This window comes from Streptomyces sp. NPDC045899 (assembly GCF_056431485.1).
Genome location: NZ_JBWKKP010000007.1, coordinates 252,608 through 267,500 on the forward strand (window position 1 = coordinate 252,608; position 14,893 = coordinate 267,500).

Consider the following 14,893-nt stretch of genomic DNA (forward strand, 5'->3'; position numbering starts at 1 on the left):
CCTTTGTCTGCACGGGGGCGTGCGGTGGTGCGGTGCGGGGGGCGCCGGGTGCGGCGCCCCCCACGGCCGGTCCTGTTACTTGCCCAGGCCCGGGTAGAGCGGGTGCTTGTCGGCCAGCGCGGTGACCCGTGCCTTGAGCGCCTCGGCGTCGTACGACGGCTTCAGCGTCTCGGCGATCACATCGGCGACCTCGTGGAAGTCGTCGGTGGTGAAGCCGCGGGTGGCCAGCGCCGGGGTGCCGATCCGCAGACCCGAGGTGACCATCGGGGGCCGGGGGTCATTGGGGACGGCGTTGCGGTTGACGGTGATGCCGACCTCGTGGAGCCGGTCCTCGGCCTGCCGGCCGTCCAGCTCGGAGTCGCGCAGGTCGACCAGGACCAGGTGGACGTCGGTGCCGCCGGACAGGACGGAGACGCCCACCTCGGTGACGTCGGGACGGGTCAGCCGCTCCGCGAGGATCCGGGAGCCCTCCAGGGTGCGCTCCTGGCGCTCCTTGAAGGCCGAGCCCGCGGCGACCTTGAAGGACACCGCCTTGGCCGCGATGACATGCTCCAGCGGACCGCCCTGCTGACCGGGGAAGACCGCGGAGTTGATCTTCTTGGCCAGCTCCTGCGTCGAGAGGATCACTCCGCCGCGGGGGCCGCCCAGGGTCTTGTGGGTCGTGGTGGTCACCACATGGGCGTGCGGCACGGGCGAGGGGTGCAGCCCGGCCGCCACCAGGCCCGCGAAGTGGGCCATGTCCACCATCAGGTAGGCGCCGACCTCGTCGGCGATCCGCCGGAAGGCGGGGAAGTCCAGCTGGCGCGGGTAGGCCGACCAGCCCGCGATCACCAGCTTGGGGTTGTGCTCCTTGGCCAGCCGCTCGACCTCGTCCATGTCGACCAGGCCGGTCTGCGGGTCCACGTGGTAGGGCACCACGTTGTAGAGCTTGCCGGAGAAGTTGATCTTCATCCCGTGGGTGAGATGGCCGCCGTGGGCCAGGTTCAGTCCCAGGATGGTGTCGCCGGGGGAGAGCAGCGCGAACATGGCGGCCGCGTTGGCCTGCGCGCCCGAGTGCGGCTGCACATTGGCCGCCTCGGCGCCGAAGAGCTCCTTCACCCGGTCGATGGCGATCTGCTCGACCACGTCGACGTGCTCACAGCCGCCGTAGTAGCGGCGGCCGGGGTAGCCCTCGGCGTACTTGTTGGTCAGGACCGAACCCTGGGCCTCCATGACCGCCACCGGAGCGAAGTTCTCCGAGGCGATCATCTCCAGGGTGGACTGCTGGCGGTGGAGCTCGGCGTCGACGGCGGCGGCGACGTCCGGGTCGAGCTCATGAAGGGAGCTGTTGAGAAGCGACATCAGGGTCCCGATCGAGAGGAGGGTCAGTTTTCGCAGAAGGAGGTGTAGTCATCGGCGGAGAGCAGGTCGTCCGGCTCGTCCGTCACCCTCACCTTGAACAGCCAGCCGCCCTCGAAGGGGGCGGAGTTCACCAGCGCCGGGTCGTTCACGACATCCTCGTTGATCTCGGTGACCTCTCCGGAGACCGGTGCGTACAGGTCGCTCACCGACTTCGTGGACTCCAGCTCGCCACAGCTCTCACCGGCGGTGACGGTGGCACCCACCTCCGGAAGCTGGACGTAGACGACATCGCCGAGCGAGTTGGCCGCGAACTCGGTGATACCGATCGTCGACACACCGTCGTCAGCGGCCGTCAGCCACTCGTGCTCCTTGCTGTAGCGCAGCTGCTGGGGGTTGCTCATGGTCCGATTCTCCTGGATGCGAGGCAGTGATGAGGAACGGGTCTTGGCTGATGGGACGGGGTGGGCGTGCTACGGGGCCGATGGCGCCGGGGCCGCCGCGCCCCTTAAGGGGGCTGCTACCGGCGCGGTCAGCGCTCGCGCCGGTAGAAGGGGAGCGCGACGACCTCGTACGGCTCACGGGTACCGCGGATGTCGACGGTCACGCCCTCGGTGCCGGGCTTCGCGTGCTCCGCGTCCACGTAGGCGATGGCGATGGGCTTGCCGAGCGTGGGGGAGGGGGCACCCGAGGTGACCTCACCGATCACCGCGCCGTCCGGGCCCACCACGGGATAACCGGCGCGCGGCACCCGGCGGCCCGACGCGATCAGCCCGACCAGCTTGCGCGGCGGCTCGCTCTCGGCCCTGCCCGCCGCGGCCCGGAGCGGCTCGCGCCCGACGAAGTCCCCGTCCTTCTCGAACTTCACCACCCGGCCGAGCCCGGCGTCGAAGGGGGTCGTGGAGGTGGTCAGCTCATGGCCGTACAGCGGCATCCCCGCCTCCAGCCGCAGGGTGTCGCGGCAGGAGAGCCCGCAGGGGATCAGGCCCACCGGGGCGCCCGCCTCGGTCAGCGCCTGCCACAGCCGCTCGGCGTCGCCCGGCGCGACGAACAGCTCGAAGCCGTCCTCACCGGTGTACCCGGTGCGGGCGATCAGCGCGGGGACGCCCGCGACGGTGCCCGGCAGCCCGGCGTAGTACTTCAGGTTGTCCAGGTCGGCGTCGGTCAGGCTCTTGAGGATGCCGGGGGACTCCGGACCCTGGACCGCGATCAGCGCGTACGCCGCGCGGTCGTCCCGGACGGCGGCGTCGAAGCCCGCCGCCCGCTGCTCCAGCGCGTCCAGCACCACCTGGGCGTTGGAGGCGTTGGCCACCACCATGAACTCCTCGTCGCCGAGGCGGTAGACGATCAGGTCGTCGAGGATGCCGCCCTCGGCGTCACAGATCATGGTGTAGCGGGCCCGGCCCACGGCGAGCGCCGACAGATGTCCGACCAGGGCGTGGTCCAGGGCCTGACCGGCCTGCGGTCCGGTGAGGGTGATCTCACCCATGTGGGAGAGGTCGAAGAGCCCGGCGCGGGTGCGCACCGCGTTGTGCTCATCGCGTTCGCTGCCGTAGCGCAGCGGCATGTCCCAGCCGGCGAAGTCGGTCATGGTGGCGCCGAGCGCACGGTGCAGCGCGTCCAGCGCGGTGCGGCGTGGCGCGGTCGGGGCGTCGGTCATGATTCAGGCTCCAAGATCAGAATCGTGGCTGGGACATCAAGGACGCGGAAAACGTCCTCCCCATCTGTCATCGGAACCTGAGAGGTTCGCCGTGACGCCCGCATGGGGTCCGGCTTGCACCTTGGGTGGAGCCACGCACAGCGGCTCGCTTTTCAGATCTGCCTCGCCCGCGCGGTATCGGGGCCTGAGAGATTCAAGGGAGGACTTGCTCCTTCGGCGCCCGGGCCTCGGCTGCTGCCGGTTTGACCCAGGACTCTCCCGCGCGGATTCAAGCGGCCGGTATGGAGTTGCGCGGCCATCATCGCACGTACTGGCGAGAAGGGAACCCCCGGTCCGTGACGTGAGCGCCTTGATGGACATTACCTTTTCTTGACACTCTTCGGGTACGAGCCGCAGTGACCGACCTGGGAGGACGATCACGGTGCATGGGCAGGGAACGTTTACGACGTCATGTGGGCCCCTGCCGGTGCGGCGCGGACGCGCGCCGTCCGCCGGGCCGGTCCGGCCGGGGCGCAGGGCCGTGGTGCACGATCTGCGCACGGGCGGTGACCGTGGCGAGGACACCGGCGGTGGCAGAGGTGCCGAAGCGGCCGGGACGGCGCCGCGGGACGGCGGCGCGGCCGTGCCCGAGCTGCGCTATCCGGCCCATGACGTACTGGTCGCCTCCGGGCTGCCGGGCAGCGGCAAGACCACACTGATCCACCGGACGGTCGCCCCGCTGGACGACGAGGGCGGCGCGGTGGTCCGGATCGATTCCCAGGACATGCGCGAGGCGTGGCAGCGGCGGCTGCCGGGCTGGCTGCCCTACGCGCTCTACCGGCCGCTGGTCCGGTGCGCCCACTACGCCGGGCTGCGCCGCGCGCTGCGCTCGGACGCCAGTGTGGTGGTGCACGACTGCGGCGCGCTGCCCTGGGTCCGCCGCTGGCTGGCCCGGGACACCCGGCGCCGGGGGCGGCGGCTCCATATGGTCCTGCTGGACGTGGACCCCGGGCTGGCCCTGGAGGGACAGGCCGCCCGGGGCCGCGGGGTCTCGGGGTACGCCTTCGGACGGCACCGCCGCGCGGTGCGGCGGCTGGTCGCCGGGGTGGAGGCGGGACGGCCGCCGGCGGGCTGCGCCTCGGTGGTGTTGCTGGACCGGGAGGCGACCAGCGCGCTGCGCGGCATCTCCTTCGAGTGACGCGGCGTCCCCTGCGGGGGAGGCGGGAGGACATCGCGCGCCCGGCGGGCGGGATGCGCACGGGATCCGTCGGGATGCGAACGGGATACGCACGGGGTGCGAGCCGGATTCGAGTGCGCCCCGAGCGCACGCCGAGCGCTGTCCGGACACCGCGCACCGCACCGAGGTGGGGATGTGGTGTGGAGATGACGACGTGCCCCATGGCCTTGCGGCGCCCAGAGGTTAGGCTTCTGGGGCAGTTCGGACGAGATGGCGGTTGAAAGAGATGAGCATCCCGGAGCAGCACGGTCTCCCACCGGCTCACGGAGGATTCCCCGACAGCACTGTGCCCGCGTTCCCCGGCAACGAGCTCGAAGAGGTGCTGGCCGCCTCTGTCGAGGTCCCCGGAGCCGGACCCCGCATCGTCGAGGTGCTCGGCCGCAGCCATGTCTGGGTTCCGCTGCCGAACGGCGGGGGTCCGGACAGCCGTGGGCTCGACCTGCCGACCATGGAGATCCAAGGCGCCGCGTATGTCCCGGTGTTCAGCTCCGAGCAGCAGTTCCTCCAGATCGTCGGCGGCCATATGTCGTTCACCGTCGCCCCCGCCGTGGAGTTCGCCCGCGGGCTGCCGCCCCAGCTGGGCATCGCGGTGAACCCCGGTGGCGCGGTGGGCGTACCACTGCCGCCTGCCGCGGTGGCCGAATTGTGCCGTAGCGGCCGCTCCGCGCTGGACGGTCCGGCCTCCGGCGGCCGGGTGCGGCTCTTCGAACCCGACTGGCAGGAAGAACCGGTCGACTTCCTGGCCGCCGCCGGGATCGAGTTCGCCAAGGACAAGGGGATACGCACCGCCCGGCGCGCCCTGGCCAGCGTCGAGGGGGACCCGCCCGCCCTCTTCGTCGGTATCGAGCTCGACGTACCCGGCCCGGAGGGTCAGGCGCTCGCGGTGGACGCGCTCGGGCGGGCGCTCGGCACGATACCGCTCCCCTGGACCGTGCAGCTCGTTCTGCTGGACGTCGCACAGGACCCGGTCGCGGACTGGATGCTGGAACGGGTGCGCCCGTTCTACGACCGTGACCTCTGACTCATCCCAGGGCCCTCAGCCGTGGCCCGTAAGCTGGTTTGATGACCAGGCGGGACGCACCCACGCGTCCCGCTGAGGTACGGGGCACAGCCGAGAGAGGGGCGGACCCAGGTGAGCGCGGGCGCGGAGTGGGGGGCGGCCGCCGGTCAGGTGGAGCGGACGCTGCAACAGGTCGCTCCTGGCCGGTACGACGCCTATGAGGCGCTGCTGCATGCCCTCGCCGAGGGTCAGGTCTGGATGCTGCTGTGGCACGGCTCGCCCGGCGCCTCCGACGCCCAGTACGGCAACATGGACGTGAAGGGCCTCGGCTACGCCCCGTGTGTGACCTCCGCCCAGGAGCTGGCCGCCAGTGGCTGGAACCGTGCCCATGAGGTGGTGGACGGCCGTCTGATCGCCGACTCCCTCTACCGCGACCGCTACGGCCTGTGGCTGAATCCGCATGCGCCCGGTGGCGGTGTGGGTATCCCCTGGCTCGATCTGCGCCGGATCGCCGGTGGTCTGGACCGGCTGCCCGCGGGGCCGCTGCGGGTGTCCGACCCCGGTATCGACATCCCCCAGTTCTACGCCCTGTTGGGGCAGAACGCGCATCGCACCGCCGCGGTGCGGTCGCTGCGCAGGGCCTGGGTGCAGCCCGCGCTGGGTGCGCCGTATCTGGCCATCGGCCTGGATCTGTACGACACCAGCGGTCCGGCCGTGCAGTCGGTACGGGCGATGATGGAGCAGTCGGTCGGCGCGGTGCCGGACGGGCTGCCGGTCTCCACCGTCGCGCTCTCCGACGCCTATGACCCGGTCGCCCTGTGGATGCGGGCCAACGCCCGTCCGTTCTTCGACCGGGACGCCTACGGCGCGGCGCCCGCCGCCCCGTCCTACGGCTATGGCTATCCGCCCCCGCGCCCCGCGTACTGATCGGCGTCCCGCCGGCTGAACCGGCCATGACCCGTTCGTTTACCAAGGTTTGACCCTGGCCCGCCGGGGCGCGCAGCCCCGGCACGTCCGGAGGCGCACATCGCCTGTATCCGGTCGAAACCCCCATAGCGGGCCCCCGTTGCTGCCTCGCTCTCGCACCACGACTGTCCGTATACCGGAACTGTGTGCCCCACATCACGGTTAGGCATCCATTGCCCGTGGGGTCTGGCGGCTGATCACAAGCGCGATGAAGACTCCCGCTCCAAGGGGTGCGGTTCTGCGCGTAGAGCCCCTTCAGGAAAGGTTCCGACCACGAGCCTGACTTTCTCCAGGTTGTGAACGAAGCCGCCACAGCGGCGAGTCGTGGGCCGGTCACCGCCGGTCGAGAAGGGGTCCCCACCACGATGACGGCACCATTGCACGGCACGAGCGCGGAGGCGGAGCCGGTCGCGACTGCCGATGTAGCGGCGAATGTAGTCAAGGCATCGGTCGAGGGCAGATCGCTGCGGCAGATCGCCTGGATGCGGCTGAAGCGGGACAAGCTGGCGCTGGCCGGTGGAGCCGTTGTCGTCCTGCTGGTGCTCGTGGCCATCTTCGCGCCGCTGATCGTGAGTCTGCTCGGCCATCCGCCGAACGAGTTCCATCAGGAGAAGATCGACCCGCTGTTCGGCACCCCCAAGGGTGACTGGGGCGGTATGAGCTCCGACTTCCTCTTCGGTGTCGAGCCCTCCAACGGCCGCGACGTGTTCAGCCGGGTGGTCTACGGGGCGCGGATCTCGCTGCTGGTGGCCTTCCTGGCGGCGGTCGTCGCCGTGGTCCTGGGCACCGTGTTCGGCATCATCGCCGGATATTTCGGTGGCTGGGTGGACACGGTCATCAGCCGCACGATGGACATGCTGCTGGCCTTCCCGCAGCTGCTCTTCATCATCTCCCTGGTGTCGGTGCTCCCGAACGACCTGCTGGGACTGACCGGCAGCGGGGTGCGCATCACCATCCTGGTCTCGGTGATCGGCTTCTTCGGCTGGCCGTACGTCGGCCGGATCGTGCGCGGCCAGACCCTCTCGCTGCGCGAGAAGGAATACGTCGAGGCCGCACGGAGCCTGGGCGCCGGCCGGCGCTACATCCTCTTCCGTGAACTGCTGCCCAACCTGGTGGCGCCGATCACCGTCTACACGACGTTGATGATCCCCACCAACATCCTCACCGAGGCGGCGCTCAGCTTCCTCGGGGCGGGCGTCAAGCCGCCGACCGCGTCCTGGGGGCAGATGCTCTCCAAGGCCGTGGGCACCTACGAGGACGATCCGATGTTCATGATCATCCCCGGTGCGGCGATCTTCATCACGGTGCTGGCCTTCAACCTCTTCGGCGACGGCGTCCGCGACGCCCTCGACCCGAAGGGCACCCGATGACGGTGACACACCCGGCTCCGGTCCGGGCGCACCCAGACGAATGTCCCCCTGCCTCATCTGTCAGGCGGCTATCCGATCACTCCCCGGCGCCATGCCAAGGACCGCTATCCCGGAGGTTGCAGCAACTATGAATCCCCTACGTTCGCCGAGAAGCAGGCGGATCGCCGGTGCGACGGCCGTCGTCTGCGCCCTCCTGGCCACGGCGGCCTGCGGCGGCGGATCCGATGACGAGAGTGGTTCGGGGGCCGGTTTCAACGCCGCGATGAAGGGCGTTGCCAACAAGTCGTCCAAGAAGGGCGGCACCCTGAAGTTCATCAACAAGCAGGACTTCGACTCCCTGGACCCGCAGCGTCAGTACTACGGTTTCGCCTGGGACTTCTCCCGCTTCTACGCGCGCCAACTGATCACCTACGCGCCCAAGCCGGGCGAGGCCGCCAACGAGCTGGTCCCGGACCTGGCCACCTCCACGGCCAAGATCTCCGATGGCGGCAAGAAGTACACCTACACCCTGCGTGACGGCGTCAGCTGGGAGGACGGCTCCGCCATCACCTCCAAGGACGTCAAGTACGGCATCGAGCGCATCTGGGCCAAGGACGTCGTCTCCGGCGGCCCCAGCTACCTGCGCCAGGTGCTGGACCCCAAGGGTGAGTACCCCGGTCCGTACAAGGACAAGGCCAAGGACAAGCTGGGCCTGAAGGCGATAGAGACGCCGGACGACAAGACCATCGTCTTCAACCTCGCCAAGCCCAACGGTGACTTCGAGCAGATGCTCGCGATGCCGACCGGCTCGCCGGTGAAGGCGTCCAAGGACACCGGCGCCAAGTACACCAACCGGCCCTTCTCCTCCGGCCCGTACAAGTTCACCTCGTACTCGCCCGGCAAGAGCGCCGCCCTGGTCCGCAACCCCAAGTGGGACCGGAAGACCGACCCGGTCCGCGCCGCGCTGCCGGACAAGGTCACGGTCACCTTCAACTCCAACCTTGAGGCGATCGACAAGCTCCTGGTCAAGGGCGACTACGACGTCTTCCTGAGCGCCACCGGTATGACCCAGTCCGGTCGCACCACCGCGCTCAAGCAGCACAAGGGCAACGTCGACAACATCGAGACCAGCTTCATCCGGTACGTCGACATGGCCACCAAGGTCAAGCCGTTCGACAACATCCACTGCCGCAAGGCGGTCATGTACGGAGCCGACTACAAGTCGCTCCAGACCAGCCGTGGCGGCCCGCAGGCCGGTGGTGAGATCGCGACCAACATGCTCCCCAAGAGCATCAAGGGCGCGGACGACTACGACCCGTACGGCGTCCTCAAGCGCGGTGGCCGGCCGGACAAGGCCAAGGCCAAGGCCGAGCTGAAGCAGTGCGGCAAGCCGGACGGCTTCTCGGCCAACATCGTGGCCCGCAACGACCAGCCCGGTGAGGTCGAAGCCGCCGAGTCGCTCCAGGAGTCGCTGGGCAAGGTCGGCATCAAGCTGGAGGTCGAGCCCATCGAGGGCGCCTCGTCCGCCAGCATCACCGGCTCCCCGTCGGTGATGAAGAAGCGCAACTACGGTCTGTCGATGACCGGTTGGGGTCCGGACTTCCCGACCGGCCAGGGCTTCTCGCAGCCGCTGATCGACGGTCGCTTCATCGAGCAGACGGGTAACTACAACGTCTCCGAGACCGACAACCCGGAGATCAACGGGTACTTCGACGAGGCGCTCAAGGAGACCGACCCGGTCAAGGCCGGTGAGATCTACAAGAAGATGAACCACAAGGTCGCCGACCTGGCGGTGCAGCTGCCGTTCATCTACGAGAAGAACATCACCTGGCGCAGCTCGCGTCTGACCAACGCCTACACGTCGGCGGCGTACAACGGCCGTTACGACTACGTCTCCCTCGGGGTCAAGTGACGGTCCGTCTGCGATCCTCCACCCCACCGTCGCCGCACCCGATAGGCCCGAAGGGCAGGTGATGGCCGCGCGTGGCGGTCCGGGAGCTCCCCACGAGGGGGCGCCCGGACCGCCGCCGGGCCGCGCACAGTGCTTGCTTATGTCATCCGGCGCTTGTTCGCCGTCGTCATGATGCTGCTGGTCGTCACCCTGACGACCTTCGCCATCTTCTTCGTGATCCCCAAGTGGGCCGGTTCCGACCCGGCACTCCTCTTCGTCGGCAAACAGGCCGACCCGGAGGCGATCGAGGGCATCAGGAAGAAGCTGGAGCTCGGTGATCCGCTGCTGGTGCAGTTCTGGCACTTCGTCCAGGGCCTGTTCGTCGGCCGCGACTACGCCAACGGCGCGGACGTCACCCACTGCCCCGCGCCCTGCTTCGGGTACTCCTTCCGCACCGAGCAGGCGGTGTGGCCGCAGCTGACCGACGCCATGCCGGTCACCCTCTCGCTCGCCGCGGGGGCCTGTCTGCTGTGGGTCGTCGGCGGTGTCGCCACCGGTGTGGTCTCCGCGCTGCGCCGCGGCACCCTGTGGGACCGCTCGGCGATGACCGTCGCCCTGGCCGGTGTCTCGCTGCCGATCTACTTCACCGGTCTGCTCTCGCTGGCCATCTTCAGTTACCAGCTGAAGTGGGTGGACGTGGACTACAAGGGGCTCGGCGACGACCCCGGTATGTGGTTCGAGAGTCTGATCCTGCCCTGGATCACCCTCGCCTTCCTCTACGCGGCGATGTACGCCCGGCTCACCCGGGCCACCATGCTGGAGATCATGGGCGAGGACTACATCCGTACCGCCCGCGCCAAGGGCCTGCGGGAACGGGTGGTCATCGGGCGGCACGCGATGCGGTCCACCTGGACGCCCATCCTCACCCTGCTCGGCCTGGACCTCGGCGCGCTGCTCGGCGGCGCGGTCCTCACCGAGACCACCTACAACCTGCCGGGTCTCGGCCGGCTCGCGGTGAACGCGATCAGCGACAAGGACCTCCCGGTGATCCTCGGGGTGACCCTGATCGCCGCGCTGTGCATCGTGGTCGCCAACCTCGTCGTGGACCTGCTGTACGCCGTCATCGACCCGCGAGTGAGGCTCGGATGACCGACTTGAACAAATCCGGGACGCCGGAGTCCGGCGCGGTGGCGGCCCCCGAGTCCGCCGCCGTCGGGGAGGTGGCCGCGGCGGGTTCGCCCGCCCCCACCGCCTTCCTCGAAGTGCGCGATCTGCGGGTCCACTTCCCGACCGACGACGGTCTGGTCAAGTCCGTGGACGGACTCAGCTTCCGGCTGGAGAAGGGCCGGACGCTCGGTATCGTCGGTGAGTCCGGCTCCGGCAAGTCCGTCACCTCGCTCGGCATCATGGGGCTGCACACCGCGGGGCAGTACGGCCGCCGCAAGGCCCGGATCTCCGGGGAGATCTGGCTCAACGGCCAGGAGCTGCTGGGCGCCGACCCGGACGAGGTGCGCAAGCTGCGCGGCCGCGAGATGTCGATGATCTTCCAGGATCCGCTGTCCGCGCTGCACCCGTACTACACGATCGGCAAGCAGATCGTGGAGGCGTACCGGGTCCACCACGACGTCAGCAAGGACGTGGCGCGCAAGCGCGCGGTCGAACTGCTGGACCGGGTGGGCATCCCGCAGCCGGACAAGCGTGCGGACAGCTATCCGCACGAGTTCTCCGGCGGGATGCGCCAGCGCGCGATGATCGCGATGTCGCTGGTCAACAACCCCGAGCTGCTGATCGCGGACGAGCCGACCACCGCCCTGGACGTCACCGTCCAGGCGCAGATCCTGGATCTGATCCGCGATCTGCAGAAGGAGTTCGGTTCCGCGGTCATCATCATCACCCACGACCTGGGCGTCGTCGCCGAACTCGCCGACGAGCTGCTGGTGATGTACGGCGGCCGCTGTGTCGAGCGCGGTCCGGCCGAGAAGGTCTTCTACGAGCCCCAGCACCCGTACACCTGGGGGCTGCTGGGCTCGATGCCCCGGATCGACCGTGACCAGACCGAACGGCTGATCCCGGTCAAGGGCTCCCCGCCCAGCCTGATCAATGTGCCGTCCGGCTGTGCCTTCAACCCGCGCTGCCCGTACGCCGATGTGCCCCGGGACGGGATCACCCGCACCGAGCGGCCGGAGCTGGCGCTGGTGGCCGGGACCGAGGGCCACTTCAGCGCCTGCCACATGGCGCAGGAGGACCGTACGCGGATCTGGACCGAAGAGATTGCGCCGAAGCTGTGACGGACACGAAGGATCCGAAGATGACCGACCCGGAGCAGGCGACCACGACGCCCGAGCCCCTGCTCAAGGTGTCGAACCTGGTCAAGCACTTCCCCATCAAGAAGGGGCTGCTGCAACGGCAGGCCGGTGCGGTGCAGGCGGTCGACGGTCTCGACTTCGATGTGCGGCCGGGGGAGACCCTGGGCGTGGTGGGCGAGTCCGGCTGCGGCAAGTCCACCATGGGGCGGCTGGTCACCCGGCTGCTGGAGCCCACCTCCGGGAAGATCGAGTTCGAGGGCGAGGACATCACCCACCTGGGCACCGCCGCGATGCGCCCGATGCGCCGTGACGTCCAGATGATCTTCCAGGACCCGTACTCCTCGCTGAACCCCCGGCACACGGTGGGCGCGATCGTGGGCGCCCCCTTCCGGCTCCAGGGCGTCAAGCCCGAGGGCGGGACCAAGGCGGAGGTCCAGCGGCTGCTGGAGCTGGTCGGTCTCAACCCCGAGCACTACAACCGCTATCCGCACGAGTTCTCCGGCGGTCAGCGGCAGCGCATCGGCATCGCACGGGCGCTGGCCCTCAAGCCCAAGCTGGTCGTGGCCGACGAGCCGGTCTCCGCGCTGGACGTCTCCATCCAGGCGCAGGTGGTCAACCTGCTGGACGACCTCCAGGACGAGCTGGGGCTCACCTACGTGATCATCGCCCATGACCTGTCGGTGATCCGGCACGTCTCGGACCGGATCGCGGTGATGTACCTGGGGAAGATCGTCGAGCTGGCGGACCGCCAAGCGCTCTACGAGTCCCCCATGCACCCGTACACCAAGGCGCTGCTCTCCGCGGTGCCGGTGCCCGACCCCAAGCGGCGGGCCAAGCGGGAGCGGATCCTGCTCAAGGGCGACGTCCCCTCGCCGATCTCGCCGCCGTCCGGCTGCCGCTTCCACACCCGCTGCTGGAAGGCGACCGAGGTGTGCAAGAGGCAGGAGCCGCCGCTGGTGGCGCTGCAGACCGGGCACCGGGTGGCCTGCCACCACCCGGAGAACGCGCCCGACCAGGTGCCCCAGGAGAAGGCCGCCGCCGAGACGGCACGGAAGGTGACGAAGAAGACCGACAGCTGAGACGGGGCGGGGGTGGCGGCCTCGGGCGCGTCGGCCGGTCTGACCGACAGGTAAGAATGTCGCGTGCTCATCGAACTGTTCACCCCCTCCCTCCAGCATGCGTTCGAGCTGGTCGGGATCTTCGTCTTCGCGATATCCGGCGCCCTGCTGGGCGTCCGGAAGAACTTCGATGTCTTCGGCATGGCAGTGCTCGCGGAGGTCACGGCGCTGGGCGGCGGGGTGTTCCGGGACCTGGTGATCGGCGCGGTGCCGCCGATCGCCTTCACCGACCTCGGCTACTTCCTCACCCCGCTGGTCGCGACCCTGATCGTCTTCTTCCTCCACCCCGAGGTCGAGCGGATCACGGCGGCGGTGGGTGTCTTCGACGCCGCCGGGCTCGGGCTGTTCTGTGTGATGGGCACGATGAAGGCGCATGACCACGGGCTGGGGCTCACCTCGTCCGTCACCCTCGGCATGGCCACGGCGGTCGGCGGCGGAGTGCTGCGCGACATATTGGCCCATGAGGTGCCCTCACTGCTGCGCTGGGACCGCGACCTCTACGCCGTCCCCGCCATCGTGGGCTCGTCGATCGCGGCGCTGCTCATCCACTTCGACGTACTGACCGGGGCCACCAGCGCGCTCGCCGCCACCACGGCGTTCATCGTGCGGCTGCTGGCGATGCGGTTCGGCTGGCGCGCGCCGCGCGCCTGGAACCGGCGCAGCACCGCGGCCGAGGAAGTCTGACACGCGCGGGACTCTGTATTCCGTTGCGGTTATATAGCCCTCGGCGTATGTTCGGGGTATGGCCATACCGTTCGACGTGCTCGCGGAGCCGAGCCGACGGCAGATCCTGGACCTCCTGCTGGAGCGGCCCCGGCTGGTCGGTGAGCTGACCGAGGAGCTGGGTCTGACTCAGCCGGGCACCTCCAAGCATCTGCGGGTGCTGCGCGAAGCCGGTCTGGTGCGGGTCCGCCGGGACGCCCAGCGCCGGTGGTACGAGCTGTGCCCGGAGCCGCTGGCCGAGGTGGACGCCTGGCTGGCGCCCTACCGGCGGCTGTGGACCGGCCGTCTGGACGCGCTCGAACGGCACCTCGACGGCCTGCCCGACGGTGCCGCCGCCCCCGCCGGCCCCGTCCCCGATGCCCCAGACGCCCCCGAGGGAGAAGAGCCATGAAGGACACACTCGGCCAGGACGGCGGCGGCCGCTCCGCCCTGCGGCTGGAGCGGTGGATCGCCCATCCCCCGGAGAAGGTCTGGCGGGCGCTGACCGAGCCCGCCCAGCTGGCCCGCTGGTTCCCCTCCGAGGTCCGGGTGGACCTGCGGGTCGGCGGGAAGATGGGCTTCGTCTTCCCCGGCCGCGAGGGCCCGGACATGGACGGCACGGTCACCGAGCTGGATCCGCCCCGGGTCTTCGCCTTCACCTGGGGCGACGACCAGCTCCGCTGGGAGCTGCGGCCCGACGGCGACGGCTGTGTGCTGACCCTCACCCACACCTTCGGCGACCGGTTCGGGGCGGCCAGCTTCGCTTCCGGCTGGCACGCCTGTCTCACCGGGCTCGCGGCCCTGCTGGACGGCGCCGAGACGGCCCACGGCGATATGGCCGAGCTGCACGAGCGGTACATCGAGGCGTTCGGCCTGGCCGAGGGGGCGGTGGAGACCGCCGAGGGCGGTGGCTGGCGGCTGCGCTTCGAGCGCCAGCTGGTGCGTCCCGCCGAGACGGCGTGGCAGGCGCTGGCCGGACGGCCCGGCCCCGCCGGGACCGGGGCCGGGGCGCCCGTCGTCGGCGGACCGGTGCCCCTCGGGTTCCGCGTGGACGCGGTACCGGCCGGACCGGTGACCGAGGTCGAGGCGCCCCGGGTGCTCTCCTACGACTGGGAGCTGGACGGCCGCCCCGCCGGCCGGGTGCGCTGGGAGCTGACCCAGGGCACCGGCCACGGTGCGCGGCTGATCCTCACCCAGACCGGCCCCGCCGAGGCGGGCGCGGAGCGGCGGGCCGAGGCGCTCACCGCCTGGCGCCACCACATCGCGCTGCTCGCGGCGAAACTGCTGCGGATGCCGGGCTGACGCGGCGGACCGGGCCGCCGCGTAGGCCCGTGGTCCGGGCGGGGC

At 70.0% G+C, this 14,893-nt stretch carries 14 protein-coding genes and 2 riboswitches; of the genes, 11 read left to right on the forward strand and 3 right to left on the reverse strand.

Going from position 1 to position 14,893, the window contains the following annotated elements; all coding sequences use genetic code 11:
* Positions 1-75 precede the first annotated feature (75 nt).
* From glyA to gcvT, 3 genes are all read right to left on the reverse strand, one after another.
* Positions 76-1,341 carry a serine hydroxymethyltransferase gene (gene glyA / locus AC07FT_RS13595; RefSeq protein ID WP_471204620.1) on the reverse strand — a complete coding sequence of 422 codons (1,266 nt, stop codon included), beginning with the start codon at positions 1,339-1,341 and terminating at the stop codon, positions 76-78.
* Positions 1,342-1,364: 23 nt separating this feature from the next.
* Complete coding sequence (gene gcvH / locus AC07FT_RS13600) at positions 1,365-1,742, reverse strand: glycine cleavage system protein GcvH (protein WP_471204618.1); 378 nt, start codon at positions 1,740-1,742, stop codon at positions 1,365-1,367.
* 128 nt (positions 1,743-1,870) lie between these two features.
* Positions 1,871-2,998, reverse strand: coding sequence for a glycine cleavage system aminomethyltransferase GcvT (gene gcvT, locus AC07FT_RS13605; protein ID WP_479176393.1), 1,128 nt, complete (start codon positions 2,996-2,998; stop codon positions 1,871-1,873).
* Between the two features lie 54 nt (positions 2,999-3,052).
* Positions 3,053-3,160: riboswitch (glycine riboswitch) on the reverse strand.
* Positions 3,161-3,269: riboswitch (glycine riboswitch) on the reverse strand.
* 150 nt (positions 3,270-3,419) lie between these two features.
* Here gcvT and AC07FT_RS13610 point away from each other — a divergent pair.
* From AC07FT_RS13610 to AC07FT_RS13660, 11 genes are all read left to right on the forward strand, one after another.
* Complete coding sequence (locus tag AC07FT_RS13610; RefSeq protein ID WP_479176394.1) at positions 3,420-4,175, forward strand: AAA family ATPase; 756 nt, start codon at positions 3,420-3,422, stop codon at positions 4,173-4,175.
* A 265-nt stretch (positions 4,176-4,440) separates the two neighbouring features.
* Positions 4,441-5,235 carry an enhanced serine sensitivity protein SseB gene (locus tag AC07FT_RS13615; RefSeq protein ID WP_479176395.1) on the forward strand — a complete coding sequence of 265 codons (795 nt, stop codon included), beginning with the start codon at positions 4,441-4,443 and terminating at the stop codon, positions 5,233-5,235.
* 111 nt (positions 5,236-5,346) lie between these two features.
* Complete coding sequence (locus AC07FT_RS13620) at positions 5,347-6,141, forward strand: enhanced serine sensitivity protein SseB C-terminal domain-containing protein (protein WP_471204610.1); 795 nt, start codon at positions 5,347-5,349, stop codon at positions 6,139-6,141.
* Between the two features lie 404 nt (positions 6,142-6,545).
* Complete coding sequence (locus tag AC07FT_RS13625; protein WP_471204608.1) at positions 6,546-7,550, forward strand: ABC transporter permease; 1,005 nt, start codon at positions 6,546-6,548, stop codon at positions 7,548-7,550.
* Between the two features lie 127 nt (positions 7,551-7,677).
* On the forward strand, positions 7,678-9,441 hold the full coding sequence (locus tag AC07FT_RS13630; protein WP_479176396.1) for an ABC transporter substrate-binding protein: 1,764 nt from the start codon (positions 7,678-7,680) through the stop codon (positions 9,439-9,441).
* 153 nt (positions 9,442-9,594) lie between these two features.
* Entirely contained in the window at positions 9,595-10,569 is a 975-nt protein-coding gene (locus AC07FT_RS13635) for an ABC transporter permease (RefSeq protein WP_431775012.1), read from the forward strand.
* On the forward strand, positions 10,566-11,708 hold the full coding sequence (locus tag AC07FT_RS13640) for an ABC transporter ATP-binding protein (RefSeq protein WP_471204602.1): 1,143 nt from the start codon (positions 10,566-10,568) through the stop codon (positions 11,706-11,708). Before AC07FT_RS13635 ends, AC07FT_RS13640 begins: the two co-directional genes overlap by 4 nt.
* A 20-nt stretch (positions 11,709-11,728) precedes the next feature.
* Positions 11,729-12,805, forward strand: coding sequence for an ABC transporter ATP-binding protein (locus AC07FT_RS13645; RefSeq protein WP_479176397.1), 1,077 nt, complete (start codon positions 11,729-11,731; stop codon positions 12,803-12,805).
* Positions 12,806-12,868: 63 nt separating this feature from the next.
* Positions 12,869-13,528 (forward strand): trimeric intracellular cation channel family protein, encoded by a 660-nt coding sequence (locus AC07FT_RS13650; protein ID WP_431775015.1) that lies wholly within the window; start codon positions 12,869-12,871, stop codon positions 13,526-13,528.
* 58 nt (positions 13,529-13,586) lie between these two features.
* Positions 13,587-13,958 carry an ArsR/SmtB family transcription factor gene (locus AC07FT_RS13655; RefSeq protein WP_432013490.1) on the forward strand — a complete coding sequence of 124 codons (372 nt, stop codon included), beginning with the start codon at positions 13,587-13,589 and terminating at the stop codon, positions 13,956-13,958.
* Complete coding sequence (locus AC07FT_RS13660; protein WP_479176398.1) at positions 13,955-14,848, forward strand: SRPBCC family protein; 894 nt, start codon at positions 13,955-13,957, stop codon at positions 14,846-14,848. The genes AC07FT_RS13655 and AC07FT_RS13660 overlap by 4 nt, the downstream gene beginning before the upstream one ends.
* Positions 14,849-14,893: the final 45 nt, after the last annotated feature.

What these genes read in the sequence shown, in the direction of transcription:
- glyA (WP_471204620.1), bottom strand. Translation starts at nt 1,341, where the DNA reads ATGTCGCTTCTCAACAGCTCCCTTCATGAGCTCGACCCGGACGTCGCC.
- gcvH (WP_471204618.1), bottom strand. Translation starts at nt 1,742, where the DNA reads ATGAGCAACCCCCAGCAGCTGCGCTACAGCAAGGAGCACGAGTGGCTG.
- gcvT (WP_479176393.1), bottom strand. Translation starts at nt 2,998, where the DNA reads ATGACCGACGCCCCGACCGCGCCACGCCGCACCGCGCTGGACGCGCTG.
- AC07FT_RS13615 (WP_479176395.1), top strand. Translation starts at nt 4,441, where the DNA reads ATGAGCATCCCGGAGCAGCACGGTCTCCCACCGGCTCACGGAGGATTC.
- AC07FT_RS13625 (WP_471204608.1), top strand. Translation starts at nt 6,546, where the DNA reads ATGACGGCACCATTGCACGGCACGAGCGCGGAGGCGGAGCCGGTCGCG.
- AC07FT_RS13630 (WP_479176396.1), top strand. Translation starts at nt 7,678, where the DNA reads ATGAATCCCCTACGTTCGCCGAGAAGCAGGCGGATCGCCGGTGCGACG.
- AC07FT_RS13640 (WP_471204602.1), top strand. Translation starts at nt 10,566, where the DNA reads ATGACCGACTTGAACAAATCCGGGACGCCGGAGTCCGGCGCGGTGGCG.
- AC07FT_RS13645 (WP_479176397.1), top strand. Translation starts at nt 11,729, where the DNA reads ATGACCGACCCGGAGCAGGCGACCACGACGCCCGAGCCCCTGCTCAAG.
- AC07FT_RS13655 (WP_432013490.1), top strand. Translation starts at nt 13,587, where the DNA reads ATGGCCATACCGTTCGACGTGCTCGCGGAGCCGAGCCGACGGCAGATC.
- AC07FT_RS13660 (WP_479176398.1), top strand. Translation starts at nt 13,955, where the DNA reads ATGAAGGACACACTCGGCCAGGACGGCGGCGGCCGCTCCGCCCTGCGG.